The 24,587-nt window shown below is 66.7% G+C and carries 21 protein-coding genes; 13 read left to right on the forward strand and 8 right to left on the reverse strand.

All coding sequences use genetic code 11. The features are described from left to right. Window position 1: 1 nt before the first annotated feature. From ACT89O_RS01415 to ACT89O_RS01440, 6 genes are all read right to left on the reverse strand, one after another. Window positions 2–1,669 carry a tannase/feruloyl esterase family alpha/beta hydrolase gene (locus ACT89O_RS01415; protein WP_228896895.1) on the reverse strand — a complete coding sequence of 556 codons (1,668 nt, stop codon included), beginning with the start codon at window positions 1,667–1,669 and terminating at the stop codon, window positions 2–4. Window positions 1,670–1,865: 196 nt separating this feature from the next. Further along, window positions 1,866–3,596: an acyl-CoA dehydrogenase family protein gene (locus ACT89O_RS01420; protein WP_487261628.1), complete on the reverse strand. Its 1,731-nt coding sequence runs from the start codon at window positions 3,594–3,596 to the stop codon at window positions 1,866–1,868. A 213-nt stretch (window positions 3,597–3,809) separates the two neighbouring features. Beyond that, window positions 3,810–4,799, reverse strand: coding sequence for a Bug family tripartite tricarboxylate transporter substrate binding protein (locus tag ACT89O_RS01425; RefSeq protein ID WP_218301277.1), 990 nt, complete (start codon window positions 4,797–4,799; stop codon window positions 3,810–3,812). Window positions 4,800–4,852: 53 nt separating this feature from the next. Then, window positions 4,853–5,617: an SDR family NAD(P)-dependent oxidoreductase gene (locus ACT89O_RS01430; RefSeq protein ID WP_487261629.1), complete on the reverse strand. Its 765-nt coding sequence runs from the start codon at window positions 5,615–5,617 to the stop codon at window positions 4,853–4,855. A 37-nt stretch (window positions 5,618–5,654) separates the two neighbouring features. Then, on the reverse strand, window positions 5,655–7,523 hold the full coding sequence (locus tag ACT89O_RS01435; RefSeq protein WP_487261630.1) for a feruloyl-CoA synthase: 1,869 nt from the start codon (window positions 7,521–7,523) through the stop codon (window positions 5,655–5,657). A 44-nt stretch (window positions 7,524–7,567) separates the two neighbouring features. Then, entirely contained in the window at window positions 7,568–8,353 is a 786-nt protein-coding gene (locus ACT89O_RS01440; RefSeq protein WP_055399790.1) for a crotonase/enoyl-CoA hydratase family protein, read from the reverse strand. Window positions 8,354–8,512: 159 nt separating this feature from the next. On the opposite strand from ACT89O_RS01440, the gene ACT89O_RS01445 reads away from it, so the two are divergent. Genes ACT89O_RS01445 through ACT89O_RS01455 form a run of 3 tightly spaced genes read left to right on the forward strand, consistent with a single transcriptional unit; the run spans window position 8,513 to window position 12,613 of the window. Next, complete coding sequence (locus ACT89O_RS01445) at window positions 8,513–9,727, forward strand: thiolase family protein (protein ID WP_436129608.1); 1,215 nt, start codon at window positions 8,513–8,515, stop codon at window positions 9,725–9,727. Between the two features lie 2 nt (window positions 9,728–9,729). Further along, window positions 9,730–10,983, forward strand: a complete 1,254-nt coding sequence (locus ACT89O_RS01450) for a thiolase family protein (protein ID WP_487261631.1) — start codon at window positions 9,730–9,732, stop codon at window positions 10,981–10,983. Between the two features lie 37 nt (window positions 10,984–11,020). Then, window positions 11,021–12,613 carry an acyl CoA:acetate/3-ketoacid CoA transferase gene (locus ACT89O_RS01455; RefSeq protein ID WP_487261632.1) on the forward strand — a complete coding sequence of 531 codons (1,593 nt, stop codon included), beginning with the start codon at window positions 11,021–11,023 and terminating at the stop codon, window positions 12,611–12,613. Window positions 12,614–12,690: 77 nt separating this feature from the next. On the opposite strand, the gene ACT89O_RS01460 is transcribed toward ACT89O_RS01455, so the two are convergent. Then, entirely contained in the window at window positions 12,691–13,197 is a 507-nt protein-coding gene (locus ACT89O_RS01460; protein WP_218301271.1) for a MarR family winged helix-turn-helix transcriptional regulator, read from the reverse strand. A gap of 166 nt (window positions 13,198–13,363) precedes the next feature. Continuing rightward, on the reverse strand, window positions 13,364–14,908 hold the full coding sequence (locus ACT89O_RS01465) for a YifB family Mg chelatase-like AAA ATPase (RefSeq protein WP_487261633.1): 1,545 nt from the start codon (window positions 14,906–14,908) through the stop codon (window positions 13,364–13,366). Between the two features lie 224 nt (window positions 14,909–15,132). On the opposite strand from ACT89O_RS01465, the gene ACT89O_RS01470 reads away from it, so the two are divergent. The 10 genes from ACT89O_RS01470 to ACT89O_RS01515 all read left to right on the forward strand — a co-directional run bounded on the left by ACT89O_RS01470 (window position 15,133) and on the right by ACT89O_RS01515 (window position 24,578). Further along, window positions 15,133–15,864, forward strand: a complete 732-nt coding sequence (locus tag ACT89O_RS01470; protein ID WP_121421928.1) for a TorF family putative porin — start codon at window positions 15,133–15,135, stop codon at window positions 15,862–15,864. A 46-nt stretch (window positions 15,865–15,910) separates the two neighbouring features. Beyond that, window positions 15,911–16,249 (forward strand): P-II family nitrogen regulator, encoded by a 339-nt coding sequence (gene glnK / locus ACT89O_RS01475; RefSeq protein WP_010466918.1) that lies wholly within the window; start codon window positions 15,911–15,913, stop codon window positions 16,247–16,249. A gap of 36 nt (window positions 16,250–16,285) precedes the next feature. After that, window positions 16,286–17,824: an ammonium transporter gene (amt, locus tag ACT89O_RS01480; protein ID WP_121421929.1), complete on the forward strand. Its 1,539-nt coding sequence runs from the start codon at window positions 16,286–16,288 to the stop codon at window positions 17,822–17,824. A 261-nt stretch (window positions 17,825–18,085) separates the two neighbouring features. Beyond that, window positions 18,086–19,222, forward strand: a complete 1,137-nt coding sequence (glcE, locus tag ACT89O_RS01485) for a glycolate oxidase subunit GlcE (protein WP_436131570.1) — start codon at window positions 18,086–18,088, stop codon at window positions 19,220–19,222. A 47-nt stretch (window positions 19,223–19,269) separates the two neighbouring features. Then, window positions 19,270–20,070 (forward strand): YoaK family protein, encoded by an 801-nt coding sequence (locus ACT89O_RS01490; protein ID WP_436131550.1) that lies wholly within the window; start codon window positions 19,270–19,272, stop codon window positions 20,068–20,070. 42 nt (window positions 20,071–20,112) lie between these two features. Further along, window positions 20,113–21,363: a glycolate oxidase subunit GlcF gene (gene glcF, locus ACT89O_RS01495; RefSeq protein ID WP_436131549.1), complete on the forward strand. Its 1,251-nt coding sequence runs from the start codon at window positions 20,113–20,115 to the stop codon at window positions 21,361–21,363. A 132-nt stretch (window positions 21,364–21,495) separates the two neighbouring features. Then, window positions 21,496–22,362 (forward strand): ProQ/FINO family protein, encoded by an 867-nt coding sequence (locus ACT89O_RS01500; protein ID WP_436131548.1) that lies wholly within the window; start codon window positions 21,496–21,498, stop codon window positions 22,360–22,362. A gap of 457 nt (window positions 22,363–22,819) precedes the next feature. Further along, on the forward strand, window positions 22,820–23,107 hold the full coding sequence (locus tag ACT89O_RS01505; RefSeq protein WP_121421932.1) for a DUF2798 domain-containing protein: 288 nt from the start codon (window positions 22,820–22,822) through the stop codon (window positions 23,105–23,107). A 186-nt stretch (window positions 23,108–23,293) separates the two neighbouring features. Next, complete coding sequence (locus tag ACT89O_RS01510; RefSeq protein ID WP_487261634.1) at window positions 23,294–23,782, forward strand: GyrI-like domain-containing protein; 489 nt, start codon at window positions 23,294–23,296, stop codon at window positions 23,780–23,782. Between the two features lie 61 nt (window positions 23,783–23,843). Then, window positions 23,844–24,578 (forward strand): helix-turn-helix transcriptional regulator, encoded by a 735-nt coding sequence (locus ACT89O_RS01515; RefSeq protein WP_055399814.1) that lies wholly within the window; start codon window positions 23,844–23,846, stop codon window positions 24,576–24,578. The last annotated feature ends 9 nt before the right edge of the window (window positions 24,579–24,587 follow it).

Here is a 24,587-nt window from a genome sequence, read left to right on the forward strand (position 1 = left end):
GCTACTTGCAGCTGAAGCTGCTGGCGCTTTCGATGTCACCCGTGCCGTTGTAGCGCGCGACCTGGGGGTAGGGGCACAGGGGGCGGGTGCGGGTGGCCGACCAGCTGGCGGGCACGTCGGCGTTGACGGCTGCGGCGTTGCCCTTGCCGCGCACGCTGGCCAGCACGGTGGCGGGGGCTTCTCCCTTTTCCACCCAGTTCACCAGCGGGGTCAGCATGTCGAACTGGTCGGTGGCGGGGCCGCCGGAGCAGTGGTTCATGCCGGGCACGCGGTAGAAGCGGGCGAAGTTGCTGGCGTCGCCATTGTTGGCGGCGCGCACGCTGTCATACCAGGCGGTGGTGTCGTCGCTGGAGAAGATCGGGTCGCTGGTGCCGTGGTAGACCATCATCTTGGCGCCCCGGTTCTTCATGGCCGACAGGTTGCTGGGGTTGGGCGGCGTCATGAACGACATGGCGCTTTCGGTGTACACGGCGCTGGTGGCGTTCACACGGGCCAGCATGGTGTCCACGTTGCCGGTCAGGGCGAACACGGGGCCGTTGAAGGTGGCGGGGTCCTCGGGGGGCACCGACCAGATCAGGCCCACACCGCCCGAGTCCAGCACCAGCGGTGCCGTGAACTCCCAGAAGCCATAGCCTGCGCCTGCCAGCCCTGCGTCGTAGGGGAAGCTGGTGTAGATCTTGTTGCCCGCGCTGGTGGTGGGGCCGCTGAAGATCTTGGCAATGCCTGCCTTCTGGTCGGCAGACAGGCAGGTGCCGTCGCGGCCGCCGCTGCAGGTGGGCACGTCGCGTTGCAGGTTGAAAGCGGCCTGGCAGGCGCCGGTGTCCTGCACCAGCCCGTCGGTGCTGCCATCCAGCGCATCGCACTTGGCCAGCACGGCGTTGGAGACCAGCGCGCGCTCGGCCGTGGTGAAGCCGGTGGACAGGTCGCCAGGCGTGCTGGCCAGCGACGCATAGATCTTGCCGCTGGCAATGTTGGCGATGGCCGCCTTGGGCAGGTTGAAGCCGGGGTTGCCCACCAGGTAGCCGTCGTACTGGTCGGCAAACCGCGACGCGGCCACCATGGTGTGGCGCCCGCCGTTGGAGCAGCCGCCAAAGTACGAACGGTCGGGGCCCTTGCCATAGGCGGTCTGGATGGCGCTCTTGGCCATGGGGGTGAGTTTGGCCACGGCCTGGTAGCCGTAGTCCAGCCGTGCCTGCGGGTCGATGCCGAAGTTGGGGCCCATGGCGGCTTCGTGGCCCGCGTCGGAGCTGATGACGGCAAAGCCCATGTTCAAGGCGTTGTTCAAACCCGCCCCGCCGTTGACGGCGCCCGTGGCTGCAACGATGTTGCCGTCGATGCCCCCGTTGCCCTGGTAGAAGAAGCGGCCGTTCCAGGTGTTGGGCAGGCGCATTTCAAAGCCGATTGCGTAGCTCTTGCCGTCCACCGAGCTCACACGCTGGTGCATCTTGCCGGTGATCTGGCAGTGCGCGCGCACTGCCGTGCCTGCGACGGTCAGCGTGCCTTCTGCAATCGGGTTGGCGGCGGTGATGGTGGTGTTGGGGAAGTTGATGCGCGTCGCCAGCTCACTGCACGACTGCAAGGCGCCCGGTGTGGCGGCTGCCAGCTGGGGCAATCCGGGTTCGGACGATCCGCCGCAGGCGACAAGCAGTGCGGCGGGCAACGCTGCCATGGCCGCTAGGGTCGCCCGAGAGGCTCGGGACTGGGGGTGTGCACGCATTCCTGACTTTTTTCTTCTGAAGTTCATGCTGTTGTCTCCGGTTTTTTCGAGGCGCAAGGAATCCCGCAGCGCGGCCTCAACACGCTGTGGGAGGGAGATCGTTCAGATGGGTGTTGCTACTATTTTTGTAGCTGTAGGTGCTTGTCCATCAGGCGGTAGCGGCCATTTTTGGCTTGATTTCCAGTGCCTGTGCAATGCGCTGGCGCAGCATGGCCGCGCGCATCTCGAACTCGGGCAGCACCCACTGGGCCAGTGCCTGGGCCGGGGTGCTCCAGCGTTCGGGAGCTTGGGTCGGCTCGCTCCCTCGCTCGCCTTGGGCCACGGCACCGATCTCGCCCCAGGCCCAGTCCAGCAGCACCAGCGCCACCGCGCGCAGGTAGTCGTCGGCCACCCAGTAGGGCAGTTCGGGGTCGGTCTGCGCGGCAATCGCCAGCGTTTGTGTGATCTCCACCAGCGCATGGCGGCGCGCGCTGGCAGCAGGGCTGGGCGCTGCGCCGGGCAGCGTGGCCAGCAGCGCGGCCAGGCCCTGGCCGCCATCGGCCAGTACCTTGCGCACCAGCAGGTCAATCGCCTGGATCTCGTTGGTGCCCTCGTAGATCATGGCCACGCGCGCGTCGCGCACGATCTGCTCAATGCCCCATTCGCTCACGTAGCCATGGCCGCCAAACACCTGCAGGCAGGCACTGGCGCCGTGGAAGCCCTGGTCGGTGAGCGCGGCCTTGAGCACGGGCGTGACCAGCGCACACCAGCGCTGGGCGGCGGCGCGCGCAGCGGCGTCGGTGCTGTGTTTGGCCACATCGAGCTGCAGGGCTGTGTGGTAAGCCAGCACGCGGCCACCGTCGATCCAGGCGCGCTGCGTGTGCAGGATGCGGCGGATGGCGGGGTGATCGTGGATGAGGCTGGTGTCTTTGGCGCCGGGGGCGCGCATCTGGCGGCGCTCTGCCGCATAGGCGCTGGCTTTTTGCCATGCGGCTTCCAGCAGGCCGATGCCCTGCAGGCCCACGTGCAGGCGCGCCGCATTCATCATCACGAACATGGCGGCGAGGCCCTTGTTGGGCTCGCCCACCAGCCAGCCGGTGGCGTCGTCAAAGCGCATCACGCAGGTGGGGCTGCCGTGCAGGCCCATTTTTTCTTCGATGCGCTCGCACACCACGGCATTGCGGCTGCCGTCCTGAAGCACCTTGGGCACCAGAAACAGCGACAACCCCTTGGGGCCCGCCGGTGCATCGGGCAATCGCGCCAGCACCAGGTGCACGATGTTGTCGGTCAGGTCGTGTTCGCCGCCGGAGATAAAAATCTTGCTGCCGTTCACCCGCGCGCTGCCGTCGGCCTGCGGCACACCGCGTGTGCGCACCAGGCCCAGGTCGCTGCCCGCGTGGGCTTCGGTCAGGCACATGGTGGCCAGCCATTCGCCGGTGGCGACCTTCTCCAGGTACTGCGCCTTGAGTTCGTCGCTGGCGTGGTGCTTGATGCATTCGTAGGCGCCATGCAGCAGGCCGGGCGCCATGGTCCAGCCGTGGTTGGCACCGGCCAGCCATTCAAACAGCACACATTCGAGCACCGCAGGCAGGCCCTGGCCGCCGTCTTCGGGCGCGCAGGCCAGCGCGGGCCAGCCGCCTTGCCAGAAGGCCTGGTAGGCGTCGCGGAAGCCGGGCGGCGTGTGTACCTGGCCTGCGTCAAACCGGCAACCCACCTCATCGCCCGTGCGCTGCAGCGGCGCCACGGCGCTGTCCACAAACTTGGCGGCTTCCTCCAGCACCTGCGCCGCCAGCTCGCCATCGGTATCGGCAAACGGCGCCAGCGCCTGCCACCGCGCAGGGGCCTGCAGCACCTCGGTCAGCAGGAACTGGATGTCGGTGAGTGCCTGGCGTGCTTGCATGAATTGCTCTTGATTTGATAGCTGTTAACGCTTTATGGACGCGCGGTAACGGCTGTTTTCTTTCAAATTTCGCCGGAAGAAACCGGGTGGCTGTGTGCGCCCTGGCTTCGACAGGCTCAGCCCGAACGGGTGGGGCGAGGGTTGCGCCCGCTGTGCGTCGATACCGGCGCGCCCTTGTGCGAGGGCCGCCGCGCCAGCGCCTCAGGGGGGAGCTCAAGAATCTGCGGTAAAGCCAATCTTCTTGATCAGCGGGCCCCAGGTGTCGTACTCGGCCTTCTGCCAGCGGGCTTGTTCCTCGGGCGTGGAGCCGTGGGGCATCAGGCCCACGATGGCCAGGCTGTCGATGACCGACTTTTCCTTCAGCGCAGCGTTGATGGCAGCGTTGGCCGCGGCAATCACGGGCTTGGGCGTGGCGGCTGGGGCGTAGAAGCCAAACCATTCTTCGGTGGTCAGCTCGGGGAAGCCCTGCTCGGCAAACGTGGGCACGTCGGGCACGTAGATGGAGCGCTTGGGGCCCGAGGTGGCCAGGATGCGCAGCTTGCCCGCCTTGTAGTTGGCAATGAAGTCACCGTGCGGCGTGACCATGGCAGCCACCTGGCCGCCCACCACGTCCGTCACGCCGGGGATGGAGCCACGGTAGGGCACGTGGCGCAGGTCCACGCCGCTGTTGATGCCCAGCAGCGCACCCAGGAAGTGCGGCGTGGAGCCCGCGCCGGGCGAGCCGTAGCTGGCGTCCTTGGGGTTGGCCTTGGCCCAGGCCAGGAAGTCCTTCACGTTCTTCACGCTGGCGGGCACCATGGGGCCCACGGCCAGTCCGTGGTGCATCACGGCGGCAATCGACACGGGCGCGAAGTCCTTGTCGGTGTAGTTCATCTTGCTGTAGATGTGCGGGTAGTTGGCAATGGCCGACACCTGCGCCAGCGCCAGCACCGAGCCGTCGGCGGGTGCTGCCTTCAGCGTCTCCAGCGCAATGCGGCCGCCCGCGCCGGGTTTGTTCTCCACCACGCCAGCGTTCTTGCTGAAGGCGCTGCCGCCCCATTTTTCTGCCACGCGACGGGCCACGGTGTCGCCCGAGCTGCCAGCGGGGAAGCCGAAATACACCTTCACCTGGTCTACCTGGGCGTGGGCAGCAAAGGGGTGCAGGGCGCCCAGCGCGGCGCTGGCGCCAAAGGCCTGGACGAGTTGTCGGCGGGTGATGGTCATGGTGTTGTCTCCTGTGTGTCGTTGAAAGCTCTGGGGGCGGGGGAAGGAATGGATCAGCGTGGCGCCATGCGCAGTGCGCCATCGAGGCGGATGACTTCGCCGTTGAGATGGCCGTTGGTCACGATGTGGCAGGCCAGCTCGGCAAACTCCTCGGGCTTGCCCAGGCGTGGCGGGAAGGGGATGCTGGCGGCCAGCGATTGCTGCACGGCTTCGGGCAGTTCCTTCATCAGCGGCGTGGCAAACAGGCCGGGCGCCACGGTGCACACGCGGATCGCGTGCTGTGCCAGGTCGCGCGCCATGGGCAGCGTCATGCCCGCCAGGCCCGCCTTGGAGGCGCTGTAGGCCTGCTGGCCCACCTGGCCGTCAAAGGCGGCGACGGAGGCGGTGAACATCATCACGCCGCGCTCGCCGTTGTCCAGCACGTCGAACTTGCTGCAGGCGGCGGCAAACAAACGGCTCACGTTGTAGGTGCCGATCAGGTTGATGTTGACCACGCGTACAAAGTCTTCCAGCGGCGCGGCACTGCCATCGCGCTGCACCACGCGTTTGGCGCTGCCGATGCCTGCAACATTCATGAGAATGCGCGCGGGGCCGTGGGCGGCGGCGGCCTTGTCGATGGCGGCCTGCACGCTGGCGGCGTCGGTGATGTCGCAGGGGCAGGCTACGCCGCCGATTTCGCTGGCCACTTTTTCGGCCAGCTCGGCATTGCGGTCCAGCACCGCGACCTTGGCGCCCTGGGCGGCCAGTGCGCGTGCGGTGGCTTCACCGAGGCCCGATGCGCCGCCGGTCACGAGGGCGGCTTGTCCTTGAATCTGCATGGTGGTGTCCTTGGGTAGTCGTTCAGTTCAGGTCAATTCATTTCTGGGGCACGAGGGTGAATGGCAACTTGCCTTCGTGCATGGCTTCCACCAGGTTGGCGCGGTGTTTGAGCACGGCGCGCTGGTTGATGGAGCCCTTGTCGGTGACCTCGCCCTTGTCGAGCGAGGGCGGCTCGGCCATCAGGTGCATGCGGGCCACACGCGTGGCACTGCCCGTGGCTTGTGCGGCCAGCTGGTTGATCACCTGCTGAAAGTGCTGCTGCACGGGCGCGCTCTCCAGCACCTGTGGCAGGCTGGCGTCGCTGGGCAGCCCCGCCAATGTGCGGATATGGGGCGTGGGGATCAGCAGCGCGCCCACTTCCTTGAGGTTGATGCCGGTGATGACGGCATCCTGCACATAGGGTGCGCAGGCCGCGATGATCTTGGCGCGCATGGGGCCCACGCTCACGAAGGTGCCGGTGGAGAGCTTGAAGTCCTCGGCAATGCGGCCGTCGAACTTCAGGCCCTTGTTGTGGTCGGTCTCGTCGATCCACTTCACGGCGTCGCCGGAGCAGTAGAAGCCTTCTTCGTCGAACGCCTCTTGCGTGGCCTCGGCGTTGCGCCAGTAGCCCTGCGTGATGTTGGGGCCGCGATAACGCACCTCGACCTTGCCATCAATCGGCACCAGCTTCAACTCCAGGCCCGGCGTGGGCACGCCGATGTCGCCTGCCTGCACGTTGGGGCTGTTCACGGCCACGCAGAAGGGGCAGCCCTCGGTCATGCCCAGGCCGGTGTTCATCACGATGCGCTCGCCCACCTCCTGCTCGGCCACTTCAAAGAGGGCATCCCAGATGGGTTGCGAGAGTGCGGCAGCGGCAAAGAAGAACATCTTCACGCGGCTGAGCAGGTTCTTGCGCAGCTGCGCGTCGGTCTTCATGGTGTGCGCCAGCACCTCGAAGCCCGTGGGCACGTTGAAGTACACCGTGGGCGCGATCTCGCGCAGGTTGCGGATGGTCTCGGCCATGCCCGCGGGCGTGGGGCGGCCTTCGTCCAGGTACAGCGTGCCGCCGTTGTAGATGACGATGCCGAAGTTGTGGTTGCCGCCGAAGGTGTGGTTCCACGGCAGCCAGTCCACCAGCACCAGGTCTTCCTCGGCCAGCACGGGCATGGACTGGTTCATCTGCTGCAGGTTGGCGGCCCACATGCCGTGCGTGATGATCACGGCCTTGGGCGCCTTGGTGGAGCCCGAGGTGAACATGAACTTGGCGATGCTGTCGCCCGTGATGGCGGCGTGTGCGGCGTCCACGGCGGGCGTGGCCTTGGTGGTCAGCAGCGCGCTGAATGGGGTGGTACTGCGGCCGGGCAGGGTGCCCTCGATCAGCGCCACCTCTACGTCGGCGCCCACGGTGGCGTTGATGGCGGCGGCAAAGCGCTCGCCGCTGCTCGCAAACACCAGGCCGGGCGTGAGGGTGTCGATGGCGTGGCGCAGCTTGTCGTAGTCCTTGCTCACGGTGGAGTAGGCGGCGGACACGGTGCACTGCGGCACGCCCGCCACCAGGCAGCCCAGCGACAGCAGGGCGTGCTCCAGGTCGTTTTCGCTGAGCATGACCACGGGGCGGTCGGCGCTCAGGTTGCGGTCGAGCAGCGCTTGCGCAATGCGGCGCGCACTGTCCCATGCCTCGCGGTAGCTGATGTGCCGCCAGTCGCCCAGGCTGCCGTCGGCGTTCTTCACACGCTGCGCCATCCAGGTGCGGTCGGGCGTCGTCTGCGCCCAGTGCGCCAGGCGGTCGGTCAGGCGCACGGGGTGGGGCTGCAGGTCTTGCGTGGCGCGCACATAGACCACGCCGTTGTCGCCCTGGCGGGTGGTGACCTCGGTCACGCCAAAGCGCAGCGGCCGGTAGCGGGGGGTGGGGGCGGTTGCCATCATGGGTGCTTTCAAGAACTCACTGGCGCGGGCGGGGGCTCGCATCTTCAGGCCTTCTGGACCTTGGCTGCCTTGCCGTCGAGGAAGGCGCGCACGCGGGCCTTGGCTTCGGGCGCGCTCTGGGCAATGGCGGCCATCATGGCTTCGGTCATCAGGCCCTGGTCGGACGGCTGTTCGGCAATGCGGGGCAGCGCGTGCATGAGTGCGTAGTTGGTCAGCGGTGCGTTCTGCGCAATGCGCTGGGCCAGCTCAAAGGCCTTGTCGAATGCGGTGCCGGTGGGCACGAGGTATTGGGCAAAACCCACACGCTCGCCGTCCACGGCGTTGTAGACGCGGCCGGTCATCATCATGTCGGTCATGCGGGCCGTGCCGATCAGGCGCGGGATGCGCACCGCACCGCCGCCGCCCACGAAGATGCCGCGCGAGCCTTCGGGCAGCGCGTAGAAGGTGGATTCATCGGCCACGCGGATGTGGCAGGCGCTGGCCAGCTCCAGCCCGCCGCCCACCACCGCGCCGTGCAGCGCGGCCACCACGGGCACGGGGCCGAACTGCACGCGGTCCAGCGCTGCATGCCACATGCGCGAGTGGTGCAGGCCCTGGCCCGCGTCGCGCTCTTTCAGCTCCGAGAGGTCGAGGCCCGAGCAGAAGTGTTCGCCATCGCCATCGATCACGGCGGCGCCCACGCTGGCGGGCAGGTTGTCCATCACGTCGCGCAGCGCCAGGATCAGGCCGTCGTTCAAGGCATTGCGCTTGGCGGGGCGGGTGAGGCGGATGACCGCGATTTCCTCGCGTTCGCCACGGATTTCAAGGGAGATGTCGGAGTTCTTGGTCATGGTGGTGTGAGTGAGTTAGGGAAATTATGGTTATCAAAAATAACTAAAACAAGACCGCAAGGCCGCTCTTTGCTAGGGGGTTTCCCTAGCTTTTCAAGCGACTCATATGGTTATGATAAATAACTAAAATTGGTGCGCAATCCAAGCAAGGACCCTGTCATGAACGCCTTCATCCCCTACGGTATCTACTGGTCGTCCCCGTTTGCCAAGTGGCAGGGCACGCTGGCCAACCTCAACGCGCTGCCGCTGGCCGCCGCCGTAGGCAAGCAGGCGCTCGCCGCGCGCGGCTACGACCTGGCGGCGGTGGACCTGGCGATCCTCGGGATCACCAACCCGCAAAAGGGCAGCTTCTACGGCCTGCCCTGGGTCACCGGCATGATGGGTATCGACCGTGTGGCCGGGCCCACGGTGCAGCAGGCCTGCGCCACCAGTGTGCGCGCGCTGCAGATGGCTGCACAAGAGGTGGCCTGCGGCACGGCCACCAGCGCGCTGCTGGTGATGGCCGACCGCCAGTCCAACGGGCCGGTGGTGTACTACCCCGACTCCAGCGGCACGGGCGGCTATGGCATTACCGAGCACTGGGTGCCCGACAACATGGGCCACGACCCGTATGCCAAGAATCCCATGCTGCAGACCGGCGAGAACGTGGCGGCGCGCTATGGCATCAGCACCGAAGAGCAGCATGCGCTCAAGCTGCACCGCTACCACCAGTACCAGGAGGCGCTGGCCGACGACCGCGCCTTCCAAAAGCGCTACATGGCCGATGTGCCCGTCACCGACTCCAAATTCCGCAAGCAGACGGGCACGCTGAGCACCGATGAAGGCATCTTCCCGACCACCGCCGAAGGCCTGGCCAAGCTCAAGCCCGTCAAAGAGGGTGGCACGGTGACCTTCGGCGGCCAGACGCATCCGGCCGACGGCAACGCGGGCGCCATCGTCACCACGCGCGAACGGGCCCGTGCCGTGGCGACCGACCCCGGCATCGAGGTCGAGATCCTGGGCTTTGGCATGGCGCGCGTGGAGGCGGGCTACATGCCCATGGCGCCGTCGCCTGCCGCGTTCAACGCGCTCAAGAACGCGGGCCTTTCCATCAGCGACGTGGCGGCCATCAAGACGCACAACCCCTTTGCCGTGAACGACATCGCCCTGGCGCGCGACACCGGCTTTGCCTGGGAGCGCATGAACAACTACGGCAGCTCCATCATCTGGGGTCACCCCCAGGCGCCCACCGGCATGCGCGCCATCATCGAACTGATCGAAGAGCTGGTGCTGCGCGGCGGCGGCGTGGGCCTGTTCACCGGCTGCGCTGCGGGCGACACCGGCTATGCCACCGTGCTGCGTGTGACCGACAGCAAAACCACTTCCAAGGCCTGACCATGACTACCACTTCGACAAGCTCTTTCTCCGCGCCCCTGAACGCCTGGCTGGTGGACGGCGTGCGCACGCCCATGGTCGATTACTGCGGCCCGCTGGGCCATGTGTCGCCCACCGACATGGGCATCAAGGTGGCACGTGCGGTGCTGGAGCGCAGCGGCGTGCCCGCTGCCGATGTGGGCTCGGTCATCACCGGCTCCATGGCGCAGGCCGATTTCGACGCCTTTGTGCTGCCGCGCCACATTGGCCTGTATGCAGGCGTGCCGCAAGCCGTGCCCGCCATCCTGGTGCAACGCATCTGCGGCACGGGCTTTGAGCTGTTCCGCCAGGCCGCCGACCAGATTGCGCTGGGCTACACCGACGTGGCACTGGTGGTGGGCACCGAGTCCATGACGCGCAACCCGATTGCGGCCTACACGCACCGCACCGGCTTCAAGCTGGGCGCGCCCGTGGAGTTCAAGGACTTCCTGATGGAGGCGTTGATCGACACCGCAGGCCCGGTGACGATGATCGAGACCGCCGAGAACCTGGCCAAGAAATACGGCATCACGCGGGAAGACGTGGATGCCTACGCCTCGCAGTCCTTTGCCCGCGCGCTCAAGGCGCAGGAGGATGGCTTCCTGGCGGGCGAGATCGTGCCCGTGACCAGCGAAAAGTTCGAACTGGCAGGCTACGCCACGCGCGGCATTACGCTGCCGCGTAAGGTCGCGCAGCTCGACCGCGACACGCACCCGCGCCCCTCGCCGGTTGAAGCCCTGGCCGCGCTGCGCACGGTCTACCCCGGCGGCGTGCAGACCGCTGGCAACAGCTCGGCCCTGGTGGACGGCGCCGTGGGCGCCGTGGTGGCCAGCGATGCCTATGTGCAGCAGCGTGGCCTCAAGCCCCTGGCGCGCCTGCGCGGTGTGGCCGCTATGGGTGTGGCGCCCGAGTACATGGGCATCGGCCCGGCCCCGGCCATTCGCGCGCTGCTGGCACGCACCGGCCTCACGCTGGATGACATCGGCCTGTTCGAGATCAACGAAGCCCAGGGCGCACAGACCCTGGCCGTGGGCCGCGAGCTGGGGCTGGACCTCAACAAGCTCAACGTGAACGGCGGTGCGATTGCCCTGGGCCACCCGCTGGCCGCCACCGGTGTGCGCCTGACGGTGACCCTGGCGCGCGAGCTGCGCCGCCGTGGGCTGCGCTACGGCATCTCCAGCGCCTGTGTGGGCGGCGGGCAAGGCATTGCTTTGCTGATCGAGAACACCGACGCGTAAATCCAGTCTTCACACCCATTTGCAAGAGCACAGCACCATGAAAATCATCACCGCAGCCCAGGCAGGGGCCCTGATCCCCGACAACGCCACCATCTTTCTGGGCGGTCTGGCCGTCTCCAGCCTGCCCGAAGAAGTGCTCAAGGGCGTGGAAAAGAACTTCCTCGACACCGGCCACCCGAAGAACGTGACCACCTGGGCCTGCGGCGCCATTGGCAACAGCAAGGACGCGGGCATGGTGCACTTTGCCCACCCCGGCATGATCAAGCGCACGGTGGCCGGCCACTTTGGCCAGACCGGCGCCGAGATGATGAAGATGGTGTTTGACGGCGAGGTGGAGGCCTACAACTTCCCGCAGGGCAGCCTGTCGCACCTCACGCGCCACATCGCCAGCCGCAGCCCCGGGCTGCTGACCAAGGTGGGCCTGGGCACGTTTGTAGACCCGCGCATCGAAGGCGGCAAGCTCAACAGCAAGTCCACCGAAGACCTGGTCAAGCTCGTCGAGTTCAACGGTGAGGAATGGCTGTTCTACCCCGCGCCCAAGGTTGATGTGGCCATCATCCGCGGCACGCTGGCCGACGAGAACGGCAACATCACGCTCGACAAGGAAGGCGTGCTGCTGGAGCAGATCAACATCGCCCACGCGGCCAAGGCCTGCGGCGGCATCGTGATCGCGCAGGTGGAGCGCATCGTCAAGGCGGGCAGCCTGCACCCCAAGTCGGTCAAGGTGCCGGGCGTGTCAGTGGACTATGTGGTGGTCAGCCAGCCCGAAAACCACATGCAGACCATCACCACGCAGTTCAACGCCGCGCTGTGTGGCGACGTGCGCGTGCCGGTGAACTCGCTGGCGCCCATGGCACTGGACGAACGCAAGGTCATCGCACGCCGCACCGCGCTGGAGCTGAAGCCGGGTGCCATCACCAACCTGGGCATCGGTATTCCGGCCGGTGTGCCGTCGGTGGCGGCGGAAGAGGGCGTGGCGGACCAGTTCACGCTGAGCGTGGAAAGTGGCATCACCGGCGGCATCCCGGCGCAGCTGGGCGACTTTGGCACGGCCTACAACGCCGACGCGATCATTGAGCAGTCGTTGCAGTTCGACTTCTACGACGGCGGCGGGCTGGACGCGAGCTTCCTGGGCCTGGCGCAGGCCGACAACCACGGCAACGTGAACGTGAGCAAGTTCAACGGCCGGCCCGTGGGCTGCGGTGGTTTTGTGAACATCACGCGCTCGACCAAGAACCTGGTGTTCTGCGGCACCTTCACGGCGGGTGGCCTGGAGGTGAAGGTGGCCGACGGCCAGCTCACCATCGTCAGGGAAGGCCGCTCGCGCAAGTTCATCGAGAAGGTCGAGCAGATCACCTTCAACGGGCTGGATGCTGCCCAGCGGGAGCAGAACGTGCTTTTCGTCACCGAGCGCGCCGTGTTCCACCTGACCACCGAAGGGCTGGAGCTGACCGAGATTGCGCCCGGCATTGACCTGGAGCGCGACGTGCTGGCGCACATGGGCTTCAAGCCGATCATGCGCAATGTGAAGACCATGGACGCGGGCCTGTTCCACGAAAAGTGGGGCGGACTGGCTGCGGCCATGGCCGCGAAGTCTGACGCGGTGGCACCGGCGGCCGCAGGCCAATAAACGGGGCGCAGAAGCGGCCCTAAGCCGGGCACAAAACCAAAGACCAAGGGGCGCTGGCTGCAGCGCCCCTTTTTTTGTCAGGCCCCGTCGCGGGCGTAGACCTTTTGCAGCAGGCGGATCAGCGTCTTGCGCTCGGCGGCCGTGAGGCCTGCGGTGGCGTCCACCTCCAGCTGTGCGGCGGTCTGCTCGGCCTGGGCCGTCAGCTCCACACCGGCGGGCGTCAGGTGCAGGCCCATGGCGCGGCCGTCGCTGGGGTGGGGGCGGCGCTCGATCAGCCCGCGCCGCTCCAGCGCCGCAATCAGGCCCACCAGATTGGGCGGCAACACGCCCAGCGTCACGCACAGCTGGCGCGAGGTCACGCCCGGGTTGTGCGCTACCAGCGACAGCACCGAGAAATCCACCACCTTGAGGCGGTACACCGCCATGCGCTCCATGAACACCTCGATCACGGCCAGCGACGCGCGCCGCGCGTTGTAGCCCACCAGGGTGCGCAGAAAACCGGTATCCACCGATTCGGGTGCGGGCGCCGGGTTGGCTGGAACCATGGAGGCGGTGGTCTTTTTGGTGGGGCGAACGCTGGACATGGGGTGATTGTGGCGGGGGGTGGGCGGGGGTTGGCAGCAGGTTGCGCGGAAATTTGATTCAAATCAGACGCTAGCGCTTATTTGACGGATATCTATTGCTATCATAATTATAGTAGTTGATGTGTGGCAGGCGACACACACGGTGCAGCATCGGCGCCTGTGGCTCTCAGACGGGGCTGCGCAACACGCGCCGGTATTGCACGGCCTCGGCCACATGGCCCACTTCGGTCGAGGGTGCACCCGCCAGGTCGGCAATGGTGCGCGCCACCTTCAGCGCACGGTGCGTGCTGCGGGCCGACCAGCCCAGGCGGGCGGCGGCGGTGTTGAGGAATTTGGCGGCGGCATCCTGCAGGTGCAGGTGGGTGTCGATCTCCTGGCCCTGCAGCGCCTGGTTGGTCTTGCCTTGCCGCGCCAGTGCCACGGCGCGGGCCTGCGCCACGCGTTCGCGGATCGCCTCGCTCGCTTCGCCCGCGGGAGCCTGCACCAGTTGGTCGGCGGGCAGGGCGGGCACCTCCACATGCAGGTCAATGCGGTCCAGCAGCGGGCCGCTGAGCTTGGCCTGGTAGCGGTTCACCTGGTCGGGCGTGCAGCGGCACGCGCGCTGGGTGGAGCCCAGGTAGCCGCATGGGCAGGGGTTCATGGCCGCGATCATCTGGAACCGGGCGGGGAAATCCGCACTCTGCGCCGCTCTGGAGATGGTGATATGTCCTGTCTCCAGCGGTTCGCGCAGGGCCTCCAGGGCAGCACGCGGAAACTCGGGCAGTTCGTCCAGAAACAAGATTCCGTTGTGCGCCAACGAAATTTCGCCGGGCCTGGGGGGTGATCCGCCGCCCACCAGGGCCACTGCGCTGGCGGTGTGGTGTGGCGCGGCTGTGGGCCTGTGGCCCCACTGGTCGGTGCGAAAGCGCCCGGCCAGGCTGGCAATGGCGGCGCTCTCCAGCGCCTCGTCCACGGTCATCGCGGGCAGCAGCCCCGCAAACCGCAGCGCCAGCATCGACTTGCCCGACCCCGGCGGCCCGGCCATGAGCACGCTGTGCCCGCCAGCGGCAGCAATCTCCAGCGCGCGCTTGGCGCTGGCCTGGCCTTTCACGTCGCACATGTCGGGGCCTGCTGTGCTCGCCGCCATGGGGGTGGCCAGCAGGCGGGTCCAGCCGTCGTTGGCCACGTCGGCATCGCCCGCAGCCACGCTGCCCGGCGGCAGGAAGGCGCGCACCACATCCAGAAGATGCCGTGCGCGCACCACCTGCGCGGCGGGCACCAGGGCGGCCTCTTCAGCGCTGCCGGGGGGCAGCACCAGTTGCGCGGTGATCTGCTGGGTCTGCAGCGCCAGGCTGGTGGCCAGCGCGCCGCGCACAGGGCGCAATTCGCCAGACAGCGACAGCTCGCCCGCAAACTCATAGCCCGCAAGACGGCTTGCGTCCACCTGCCCGCTGGCGGCGAGGATGCCCAGCGCAATCGGCAGATCAAACCGGCCCGAGTCCTTGGGCAGATCGGCTGGTGCCAGGTTTACCGTGATGCGCTTGTTATGCGGGAACTCCAGCCCCGCGTTCTGCAGCGCCGAGCGCACCCGTTCGCGGGCCTCCTTGACCTCCACCTCGGCGAGGCCCACCAGAGTGAAGCTGGGCAAACCATTGGCCAGATGCACTTCGACGGTGACAGAAGGCGCCTGCAGCCCCAGAAGGGCGCGGCTTTGCACCAAAGCAAGACTCATGAAGCGGTTTCTCCCCAGATGGGTGCGTTTTATGGTTTTTTAGCGCGGCCCTGTTGTGTAGTGCACCAACAAGGTGCAGCATGGTCCGCGCGCACACCGTCACTGTACTTGGGGATCGGTGTAACGCAACGCAACGGCGATGTGAAGGCGATGCAATGGTTGCACTGGCGTGGCACGGTCCGTGCTTAAAACGCTTGTCCCTACTTTGTCCAACCGGAGGAAACATGACCCGCGCCATCATCAAGACCCTGGGCGTTGCCCTTGTTGCAACCCTTCCCATGCTGGCCAGTGCCCAGCTCACCGGCAATGTCAGCCTGACCACCAACTACAAGTTCCGTGGCCAGGACCAGGACGTTTCCAAGTCCAAAGCGGTCAAGCCTGCACTGCAAGGCGGTTTTGACTACGCCTTCGGCGACACCGGCTGGTACGTGGGCAACTGGAACTCCAGCGTGGACTGGCTTGCCAACAACTCGCTCGAATCCGACCTGTACGGCGGCTACAAGTTCAAGGCTGGCGGCGCCGACCTGGACGTGGGCGCCCTGACCTACATCTACCCTGGCAACAGCAACGGCAACACCACCGAGCTGTATGGCGCGGCCACCATGGGCCCCTTCACTGCCAAGTATTCGCACACCATCTCCAAGGACTACTTCGGCTTTGCCGGCGCCAAGGCTGGCTCGGGCCTGAAGGGCCGCAACACCGGCTACCTGAACTTCGCGTTTGCGCAGGAAGTTGCCCCCAGCGTGACGGTGAAGGCCTCGGTCGGCTTCACGCGCTTTGCCAGCGACATCAAGGACCTGGGCGTGCCCAACTACATGGACTACAGCGTGGGCGGTGCCTACGACTTCGGCGGTGGCCTGTCGCTGGGCGCTGCCGTGGTGGGTGCAAACAAGAAGGCCTTCTTCGGCCACGTCAACAAGTCGCGCGTGATCGTCACGCTCACCAAAACCCTGTAAGCAAGTCTCAATGGGCGCTTGCTGCGCCCATGTCGGAGGAACCAAAATGAAAATGGTGACAGCCATCATCAAGCCCTTCAAGCTGGACGAGGTGCGTGAAGCGCTTTCGGACATCGGCGTGCAAGGCATCACGGTCACTGAGGTCAAGGGCTTTGGCCGCCAGAAGGGCCACACCGAGCTGTACCGCGGCGCGGAATACGTGGTTGACTTCCTGCCCAAGGTCAAGATCGAAGCCGCTGTGGCGGACGACCTCGTGGACCGCGTGATCGAGTCCATCGAGAGCGCCGCCCGCACCGGCAAGATCGGCGACGGCAAGATCTTCGTGACCCACCTGGAGCAGGTGGTGCGCATCCGCACTGGCGAAACCGGCAAGGAAGCGCTGTAAGGGCGCGGCCGTACTACATCCAAGAAGAGAAACGCCATGAAAAAACTGCTTGCTTCCTTCATTCTGGGGCTGGGTCTGCTGACCATGGGCAACTTGTCCCTGGCACAGGCGCCCGCCGCCTCCGAGCCGGCTGCTGCCGCGCCCGCTGCTGCCGCAGAAGCCCCGGCTCCTGCTGCTGCCGCAGCCCCCGCAGCGGCAGCAGCCGCCGCTCCCGCAGCTGCCGCCGAGGCACCCGCTCCCGTCCCCAACAAGGGTGACACCGCCTGGATGATGACCTCCACCATCCTCGTGATCCTGATGGTCCTGCCCGGCCTGGCGCTGTTCTACGGTGGCCTGGTGCGCAGCAAGAACATGCTGTCCGTGCTCATGCAGGTGATGGTCACGTTCTCGATGATCGTGGTGCTGTGGTTCATCTACGGCTACAGCCTGGCCTTCACCGAAGGCGGCGCGTTCATCGGTGGCTTCGACCGCCTGTTCATGAAAGGCATCTGGGACAACGCCGCAGGCACGTTTGCCAACGCGGCTACGTTCAGCAAGGGTGTCGTGATCCCTGAAGTGGTGTTCGCCGCCTTCCAGGCCACGTTCGCCGGCATCACCTGCGCCCTGATCGTCGGTGCGTTCGCAGAGCGCATCAAGTTCAGCGCCGTCATGATGTTCATGGTGCTGTGGTTCACCTTCAGCTACCTGCCCATTGCCCACATGGTGTGGTTCTGGATGGGCCCTGATGCCTACGCCTCCAAGGAAGTGGCCGACGCCATGACCGGCAAGGCTGGCCAGATCTGGCAGTGGGGTGCTCTGGACTTCGCTGGCGGCACCGTGGTGCACATCAACGCCGCTGTGGCGGGCCTGGTGGGCGCGTTCATGGTGGGCAAGCGCATCGGCTACGGCAAGGAAGCCATGGCGCCTCACAGCCTGACGCTGACCATGGTCGGTGCCTCGCTGCTGTGGGTGGGCTGGTTCGGTTTCAACGCCGGCTCTGCCCTGGAAGCCAACGGCTTTGCCGCCCTGGCCTTCATCAACACGCTGGTGGCCACCGCCGCTGCCGTGCTGGCATGGTGCATCGGTGAAGCGCTGATGCGTGGCAAGGCTTCGATGCTGGGTGCAGCATCGGGTGCCGTGGCCGGCCTCGTGGCCATCACGCCTGCCGCTGGCAACGTCGGTATCGGCGGCGCCCTGGTGATCGGCCTGGTGGGCGGTTTTGCCTGCCTGTGGGGTGTCAACGGTCTCAAGAAGCTGCTGGGTGCGGACGACTCGCTCGACGTGTTCGGCGTGCACGGCATCGGCGGTATCGTGGGTGCCCTGCTGACCGGCGTGTTCAACGCCCCTGGCCTGGGTGGCCCTGGCTACGTGGCCGACTGGGTGACGGCAACGATGGTGACATCGGCCGACTACTCCATCGCCGCGCAAGTCTGGACACAAGCCAAGGCTGTGCTGCTGACCATCGTGTGGTCGGGTGTGGTCTCCTTCGTCGCCTACAAGATCGTTGACCTCACGGTGGGCCTGCGTGTCACGGAAGAAGACGAACGCGAAGGCCTGGACATCACTTCGCACGGCGAGACAGCGTACAACCGCTGATCCGCCTGCACCCCACGCGCTGCGGTGTCTGGTGGCACCGCAGCGTCGCAACAAGAACAAGCGAGTCACTCCTCTGGTTGTTGAGCCCGCCGGCAACGGCGGGTTTTTTTCGTACCGGTGGGGGGCTCGCTGTTGGCTTTGGCAGGGTTGCCAAGGCAGGTTCCCCCAGACAACTTGCCCGCAGGCCCGAGTCCTTTGCACGCGCCCTGTTCAAAAAATTCACGCACTGCGGGTGTAGCACCGGACATGGCTGCCGCTACGATGCAAGGCATGGACCTCGCCCTTGCCCAGATCACCGAACGTGTGCGCACCGCCGCCGCCGACCAGACCCCCTTGCGCATCCGTGGCGGGGGCACCAAGGATTTTCATGGCCTGGCACTGCATGGTGAAGTGCTCGACACGCGGGTGCTGCGCGGCATCGTGAGCTACGAGCCGAGCGAGCTGGTTGTCACCGTGCGGGCGGGCACCCCGTTGGCCGAGTTGGAGGCCGCGCTGGCCGAACAAGGCCAATGCCTGCCTTTTGAGCCCCCGCATTTCGCCAAGGCCTCCTCGGATGCCGCCACCGTGGGCGGCATGGTCGCGGCAGGCCTCTCAGGCCCCGCCCGCGCCAGCGTAGGGGCTGTGCGCGACTATCTTCTGGGCGTGACCCTGCTCAACGGCAAAGCCGAGCTGCTGACTTTTGGCGGCCAGGTCATGAAAAACGTGGCGGGGTATGACGTGTCCCGCCTCATGGCCGGTGCCTGGGGCACGCTGGGTTTGCTGACCGAGGTCAGCCTCAAGGTGCTGCCCGTGGCGCCCGGCGAGGCCACGCTGCGGTTTGACGACATCAACCAGGCCGACGCATTGCGCAAGCTGCACGCCTGGGGCGGCCAGCCGCTGCCCCTGAACGCCAGCTGCTGGGTGCAAGACGGTGGCGTGGGCACGCTCTATGTGCGCCTGCGCGGCGCCGTGGCGGCGGTCGAGGCCGCCTGCAAAACGGTGGGTGGCACGCGCATGGACAACGCCACGGTGGCTGCCGACTGGACGGCCTGCCGCGAGCAGACCCTGCCCTGGTTCACCGCACGTGCTGCACAGCCCGGCCACGCCCTGTGGCGCCTGTCCGTGCCCGCCACAGCCCCGGTGCTGAGCTTGCCGGGCGGCGCGCAGCCGCTGGTCGAGTGGCATGGCGCGCTGCGCTGGGTGCAAGCGCCCGAATCCACAGGCGACGCCCTGCGCGAAGCCGCTCGGGCTGTGGGTGGAAATGCTTCTATTTTTGTAGCTGCTAGCGCAGGTGGGACAAGCGCCAGTGGCACATTTGACCTTCAGTCCAAGGCGCTGGAACACATCCACGCCCGGCTCAAACACAGCTTTGACCCGGCTGGCATCTTCAACCCCGGCCGCATGGCGCGGGCCTGGTAGGCGGGGTCAGTTCCATCACCACCACCGTTTTCACCGTCACCTTGGCCATGCGACGCCTTCGCCACCTCACCGGAAACCGCCGCACGGTCGCCAGCAACCGGGTGCTGGGCCTGCTGCTGGCGTTCAATGCGGGGGCCGTCAATGCAGGGGGCTTTCTGGTGGTGCACCTGTACACCTCGCACATGACCGGCTTTTTGTCCTCGCTGGCCGACAACCTGGTACTGGGCCAGATGAAGATCGTGCTGGGTGCCATCGGTGCGCTGTGGGCCTTCATGTCGGGCGCAGGCACCACGGCCATCATGATCAACTGGGCGCGCCAGCGCAAGCTGCGCAGCACCTTTGCGCTGCCGCTGGTGCTGGAGTCCGTGCTCATGCTGCTGTTCGGCCTGGTGGGGGCCATCACGCTCACCTGGCCCACACCGTTTGCCGTGCCGCTGGCGGTGTTGCTGCTCTCCTTCATCATGGGCCTGCAGAACGCCACGGTGACCAAGATGTCGTCGTCGCAGATCCGCACCACCCACATGACGGGCGTGGTGACCGACCTGGGCATCGAGATGGGCAAGATGCTCTACTGGAACCGCACCGGTACCGCGCCCGAATCACAAGTGCGCGCCAACCAGGCCCGGCTGCGGCTGTTTGCCGGGCTCGTCGCCATGTTTTTGGTGGGCGGTATTGCAGGCGCGGCGGGCTTCAAGCATGTGGGCTTTGTGTTTGTGGTGCCGCTGGCGCTGGTGCTGCTGGCCCTGTCGCTGCCCCCGCTGTGGGCCGACCGCGCAAGGCTGCGCAACCCCTTGCGCAAGCCGCTGGCGCTGGAAGCGCCCTTGGACCCACCGACCGCGCCGCGCTGAATCGGCCCTGATCTTTTTTGTCTCTTCGCCCAGGCATGCACCATGCAAACCCAGCTCTCCCCTGAATACCGCGCCCGCGCCGATGGCTTGGAGGCCGAATCCATCCTGCGCAAATGCGTGCACTGCGGCTTTTGCACCGCCACCTGCCCCACCTACCAGCTGCTGGGCGACGAGCTGGATGGTCCGCGCGGTCGTATCTACCTCATCAAGCAGGTGCTCGAAGGCGAGACCCCCACGCGCAAGACCCAGATGCACCTGGACCGGTGCCTGACCTGCCGCAACTGCGAAAGTACCTGCCCGAGCGGCGTGCAATACGGCCACCTGGTGGACATCGGCCGCAAGATCGTTGATGAAAAAGTGCCTCGCCCCGTGGGCGAAAAAGCCCTGCGATGGGCGCTGAAGGAGGGGTTGCCCTCGCCCCTGTTTGCCCCTGCCATGAAGGCCGGGCAACTGGTGCGCGGCCTGCTGCCCGCATCCCTCAAGGCCAAGGTGCCCGCGCCCCAAAATGCCGGCGCCTGGCCCACACGCGAGCATGCCCGCAAGGTGCTCATGCTGGCGGGCTGCGTGCAACCGGCCATGATGCCCAACATCAACACCGCCACCGCCCGCGTGCTGGACGCCGTGGGCATCCAGACCGTGATCGCACCCAAGGCCGGCTGCTGCGGCGCCGTCAAGTTCCACCTCAACGACCAGGAAGGCGGCAAGGCCGAGATGCGCGCCAACATCGACGCCTGGTGGCCGCTGGTGGAGCAGGGGGTGGAGTCCATCGTCATGAACGCATCCGGCTGTGGCGTGACGGTCAAGGAATACGGCCACATCCTCAAAGACGACACGATGTACGCGGCCAAGGCCGAGCGCATCAGCGCCCTCACGCGCGACCTGTCGGAGCTGCTGCCTGACCTGTTGCCCGAGCTGGCGCATAAGCTCGCCGGTCGCGTGCAAAAGCCCGACACGCTGTTCGCCTACCACCCGCCCTGCACGCTGCAGCACGGCCAGAAGCTGCGGGGCGGGGTGGAGATGCACCTGAACCAGCTGGGCTTCAAGCTGCGCGCGGCGCGCAACGATGCCCACCTGTGCTGCGGCTCGGCGGGCACCTATTCCGTGCTCAACCCCGAGCTGTCGTACCAGCTGCGCGACCGCAAGCTCGGCGTGCTCGGCGAAGCCTTTGGCGACCAGCCTCCGGACATGATCCTGTCGGCCAACATCGGCTGCATCACGCACCTGCAAAGTGGCACGGGCACACCCGTGCGGCACTGGGTAGAGGTGCTGGACGAGGCGCTGCGCGCAGGCTGACCCTCCCATGCCCTGCTGCACAGGCACAGGGTAATTCAGGCCTCTGTCAGAGGCTGTTTTGCGCCCGCCGACCCAACGCTGGCATGATCGAGGGTTTTGTCGCCCCCATTTTTGCCCCGGAACTGCACCGCCATGACCGACTCCGTGTCCGCACAAGAACAACCCCACACAGCCCCTGTCGAACCCTTGGCAGCGCCTGTGGCAGCCGCGCCCGCGGAGGCTGGGGCTCCCCCCCAGCGCACAGGGGGCTCGCGCCGTGGTGGCCGCAACCGCCGCAATGCTGACGGGCGCCAGGCGCCCCGGAGCGCGGAGGGTGCCGAGGGCGCCACCGTGCCAGCTGGCGCCCCGGGCCCGCGTGCGCCTCAGCGTGTTCACCCCGCGCTGGAACAACTGGCGGGGCTCTATCCCCATCTGTTTGGCGCCGTGTTCCGCCCGCTCAAGCGCGGCATCTTCCAGGACCTGCTGGCTGCGCACCCCGAGCTATTTGAGCGCGAGGCGCTCAAGGTGGCTCTGGGCATCCACACCCGCTCCACACGGTATCTGCAAAGCGTGGCGGCGGGCGACAAGCGCCACGACCTGCAAGGCCAGCCTGTGGAAGACATGGCGCCCGAGCATGTGCACCACGCGCTGCTGGAGGTCTACCGCCGCAAGAAGGCCCGCGCCACCGATGACCTGCTGCCCAAGCTGCGCAACCGCATGATCGCCGCGTTCGAGGCCTCGGGCCTCACGCGCGAGGCGTATACCGAGCTGGTGCAAAGCCGCGACGAGGCCGCCAACGCCATCCTCGAAGAAGCCTTTGCCGAATGGGCAGCCCGCAATGCCAAGGACGAAGCCCTGCTGCGCGCCTTTGAAGCCAGTGGCCAGACGCTGGAGGCCTTTGCCGACATGTACGGCATGGTGCCTCGCACTGCGGCCCAGCAGGTCGAACGCGCGCGCCGCCTAGCCGCCGCGCGGGCCCAGGCCACCGTGGCTGCGGCGCCTGAGGGCCAAAGCAGCTAAGGCCAGCGCGGCCCGGGCCGACGGGGCCTAGAATCTCCCCGCGACCCGGTTCATGGGTTGCCGTAAGCGTCTAGAACGTGTTTGCGGTCTTTTCGGGGCCGCGCAAGTGCCTTGCCGGGATGGGTTGCCAGGCGCGGTGCGCAGTGGATAGCCCGGCTATCCACAAGCGCCGCAACGCCGCAGACCGCCCGGCAAGGCACTTGCCCGAAGGGTTGGGGCGAAATCGGGCGATTGGATGCCCCGGCTGCTTGCATGGGAATGGGCCCAAGCTGCGCATCCGAAGCAGCCACTCATCCCGATTGCGCCCCAACGCGGCCCCGAAAAGATCGCAAACACGTTCTTGCGTCCATCAACGTGCCAACCAACACCGGCCCTGCCGGGGTTGTGGTCCCTGGCCTGCATCTGCTGCAGGGTGGGGGCGGCACCTTGCTTGACCGGTCTGCTTTCTGGAATTTCAATGAACCAACCTTCCTCGCTCCCGCCGTCGTCCCGCCAGACCTTCCTCGGGCTGCGCAGATTGCCCGCACGCTCGGCGGCCTGGGTCATGCCACTGCTGCTGTCGCTGCTCATGACTTTCATCGTGTCCCTGATCAGCACCGTGCGCGTGGCGGGCTTCTCACTGGACCTCCCGCGCCTGTGGCTGAGTGCCTGGGCGCTGTCCTGGGTAGTGGCCTTCCCCACGCTGTTGCTGGTGCTGCCTGTGGTGCGCCGCATCACGGCGGCTATCGTCGAGCAGCCGCGCTGACCGATCGCGTGGCGGGCGGTGGGCACCCTCACGCCGCCCATGGGCTGAGCCCACCCGGAGTCACCAGCGTGCGTGCACGCTACTGACATCAGGTTGTCAGTAGCGTGCACGCACCATGCCTCTCCTGCACGGCGCCCAGCGGCCCGCGCGTCAATTCCATCCATTGAAGACCAGAGAGGACCCGCCATGACAAACACCCCCGCAATCATCAAGATTCCTGCATTCAGCGTGGCCGGCATCGCCGTGCGCACCCGCAACAGCGAAGAGATGAACCCCGCCATCGCGCGCCTCGGAGGCCTGTGGAACCGTTTCTTCAGCCAGAGCTGGGAGCGCAAACTGCCCAGCCGGGGCGACGATGGACGCATCTTCGGTGTGTACAGCGGCTACGAGTCGAACGAGCACGGCGCCTTTGATGTGACCGCCGGTGTGGCCGTGGCCGACCCCGATGGGGCCCAGGCCGTACCCGGCGCCAGCCGCGTTGACATTCAGGCTGGCGACTACCTGGTCTTTACCGGCCAGGGCGATATGCCCCAAATGGTGATCGACACCTGGGTGCGCATCTGGCATTACTTTGCCGAGAACCCGCAGGTGCAACGCCGCTTTGGAACCGACTTTGAGGCCTATGAGGGCCCGGACCAGGTGGCCATTCATATCGGAGTGCTGCTTCAAAATTGATAGCTTGTAGCGCTTGATAGATAGGCGCTAGAGCCTTAAAACTCTAAAAAAATAAACCACCATGCGCCGCGCCGACCGCCTGTTTCAGATCGTCCAGCTAATCCGGGGTCGGCGCTTGTCCACGGCCGCCTTCCTGGCCGAGCGGCTCGAAGTCTCGCAGCGCACCATCTACCGCGACGTGGCGGACCTCCAGCACCAGGGCGTGCCCATTGAGGGCGAAGCCGGTGTGGGCTACCGCCTGGGCGCGGGTTTCGAACTACCGCCGTTGATGTTCAGCCAGGGCGAGGCCAACGCCCTGGTGGCCGCCGCGCGCCTGGCCCAGGCCTGGCTCGACGCCGGGCTGGCGCGCGAGGTCGAGGGGGCGCTGGGCAAGATCCTGTCGGTGCTGCCCCCCGCTGCCCGCGTGGCGGCCGAGGCGCAGGCGCTGTATGCGCCATCGGTGGGGCTGGACCCGCGCGTGCAGGCCACCCTGCAGGCCCTGCGCGAGGCGGTGCACAGTCGCCACGTGGTGCAGATCAACTACGCCGACGTACACGGCCGCCCCAGCCTGCGCCGCCTGCGCCCACTGGGTTGCTTCTACTGGGGCAAGGTCTGGACGCTGTCCGCCTGGTGCGAGCTGCGCAATGACTTCCGGGGTTTTCGCATCGACCGCATCGTGGATCTGGTGGTGCTCGACGAACAGTTCCGCCAGGAGCCTGGCAAGACCCTGGCCGACATGCTGCGCAAGGTGGAGGCGGAGATGGCCGCCTGCCCGCCCGAATGGGGGGCTGCGCAGACGCCGGGGCTCAATGCGTGAAGTGAAGCA

It is taken from the genome of Acidovorax sp. NN32, from assembly GCF_057597245.1.

Excerpts from the sequence above, each read along its gene's own strand:
- ACT89O_RS01500 (WP_436131548.1), top strand. The coding sequence starts at position 21,496 with ATGACCGACTCCGTGTCCGCACAAGAACAACCCCACACAGCCCCTGTC.
- ACT89O_RS01470 (WP_121421928.1), top strand. The coding sequence starts at position 15,133 with ATGACCCGCGCCATCATCAAGACCCTGGGCGTTGCCCTTGTTGCAACC.
- ACT89O_RS01430 (WP_487261629.1), bottom strand. The coding sequence starts at position 5,617 with ATGCAGATTCAAGGACAAGCCGCCCTCGTGACCGGCGGCGCATCGGGC.
- ACT89O_RS01440 (WP_055399790.1), bottom strand. The coding sequence starts at position 8,353 with ATGACCAAGAACTCCGACATCTCCCTTGAAATCCGTGGCGAACGCGAG.
- ACT89O_RS01415 (WP_228896895.1), bottom strand. The coding sequence starts at position 1,669 with ATGGCAGCGTTGCCCGCCGCACTGCTTGTCGCCTGCGGCGGATCGTCC.
- ACT89O_RS01435 (WP_487261630.1), bottom strand. The coding sequence starts at position 7,523 with ATGATGGCAACCGCCCCCACCCCCCGCTACCGGCCGCTGCGCTTTGGC.
- ACT89O_RS01445 (WP_436129608.1), top strand. The coding sequence starts at position 8,513 with ATGAACGCCTTCATCCCCTACGGTATCTACTGGTCGTCCCCGTTTGCC.
- ACT89O_RS01455 (WP_487261632.1), top strand. The coding sequence starts at position 11,021 with ATGAAAATCATCACCGCAGCCCAGGCAGGGGCCCTGATCCCCGACAAC.
- ACT89O_RS01505 (WP_121421932.1), top strand. The coding sequence starts at position 22,820 with ATGAACCAACCTTCCTCGCTCCCGCCGTCGTCCCGCCAGACCTTCCTC.
- ACT89O_RS01465 (WP_487261633.1), bottom strand. The coding sequence starts at position 14,908 with ATGAGTCTTGCTTTGGTGCAAAGCCGCGCCCTTCTGGGGCTGCAGGCG.
- amt (WP_121421929.1), top strand. The coding sequence starts at position 16,286 with ATGAAAAAACTGCTTGCTTCCTTCATTCTGGGGCTGGGTCTGCTGACC.
- ACT89O_RS01450 (WP_487261631.1), top strand. The coding sequence starts at position 9,730 with ATGACTACCACTTCGACAAGCTCTTTCTCCGCGCCCCTGAACGCCTGG.
- ACT89O_RS01425 (WP_218301277.1), bottom strand. The coding sequence starts at position 4,799 with ATGACCATCACCCGCCGACAACTCGTCCAGGCCTTTGGCGCCAGCGCC.
- glcF (WP_436131549.1), top strand. The coding sequence starts at position 20,113 with ATGCAAACCCAGCTCTCCCCTGAATACCGCGCCCGCGCCGATGGCTTG.
- ACT89O_RS01510 (WP_487261634.1), top strand. The coding sequence starts at position 23,294 with ATGACAAACACCCCCGCAATCATCAAGATTCCTGCATTCAGCGTGGCC.
- ACT89O_RS01460 (WP_218301271.1), bottom strand. The coding sequence starts at position 13,197 with ATGTCCAGCGTTCGCCCCACCAAAAAGACCACCGCCTCCATGGTTCCA.
- ACT89O_RS01420 (WP_487261628.1), bottom strand. The coding sequence starts at position 3,596 with ATGCAAGCACGCCAGGCACTCACCGACATCCAGTTCCTGCTGACCGAG.
- ACT89O_RS01515 (WP_055399814.1), top strand. The coding sequence starts at position 23,844 with ATGCGCCGCGCCGACCGCCTGTTTCAGATCGTCCAGCTAATCCGGGGT.
- glnK (WP_010466918.1), top strand. The coding sequence starts at position 15,911 with ATGAAAATGGTGACAGCCATCATCAAGCCCTTCAAGCTGGACGAGGTG.
- ACT89O_RS01490 (WP_436131550.1), top strand. The coding sequence starts at position 19,270 with ATGCGACGCCTTCGCCACCTCACCGGAAACCGCCGCACGGTCGCCAGC.
- glcE (WP_436131570.1), top strand. The coding sequence starts at position 18,086 with ATGCAAGGCATGGACCTCGCCCTTGCCCAGATCACCGAACGTGTGCGC.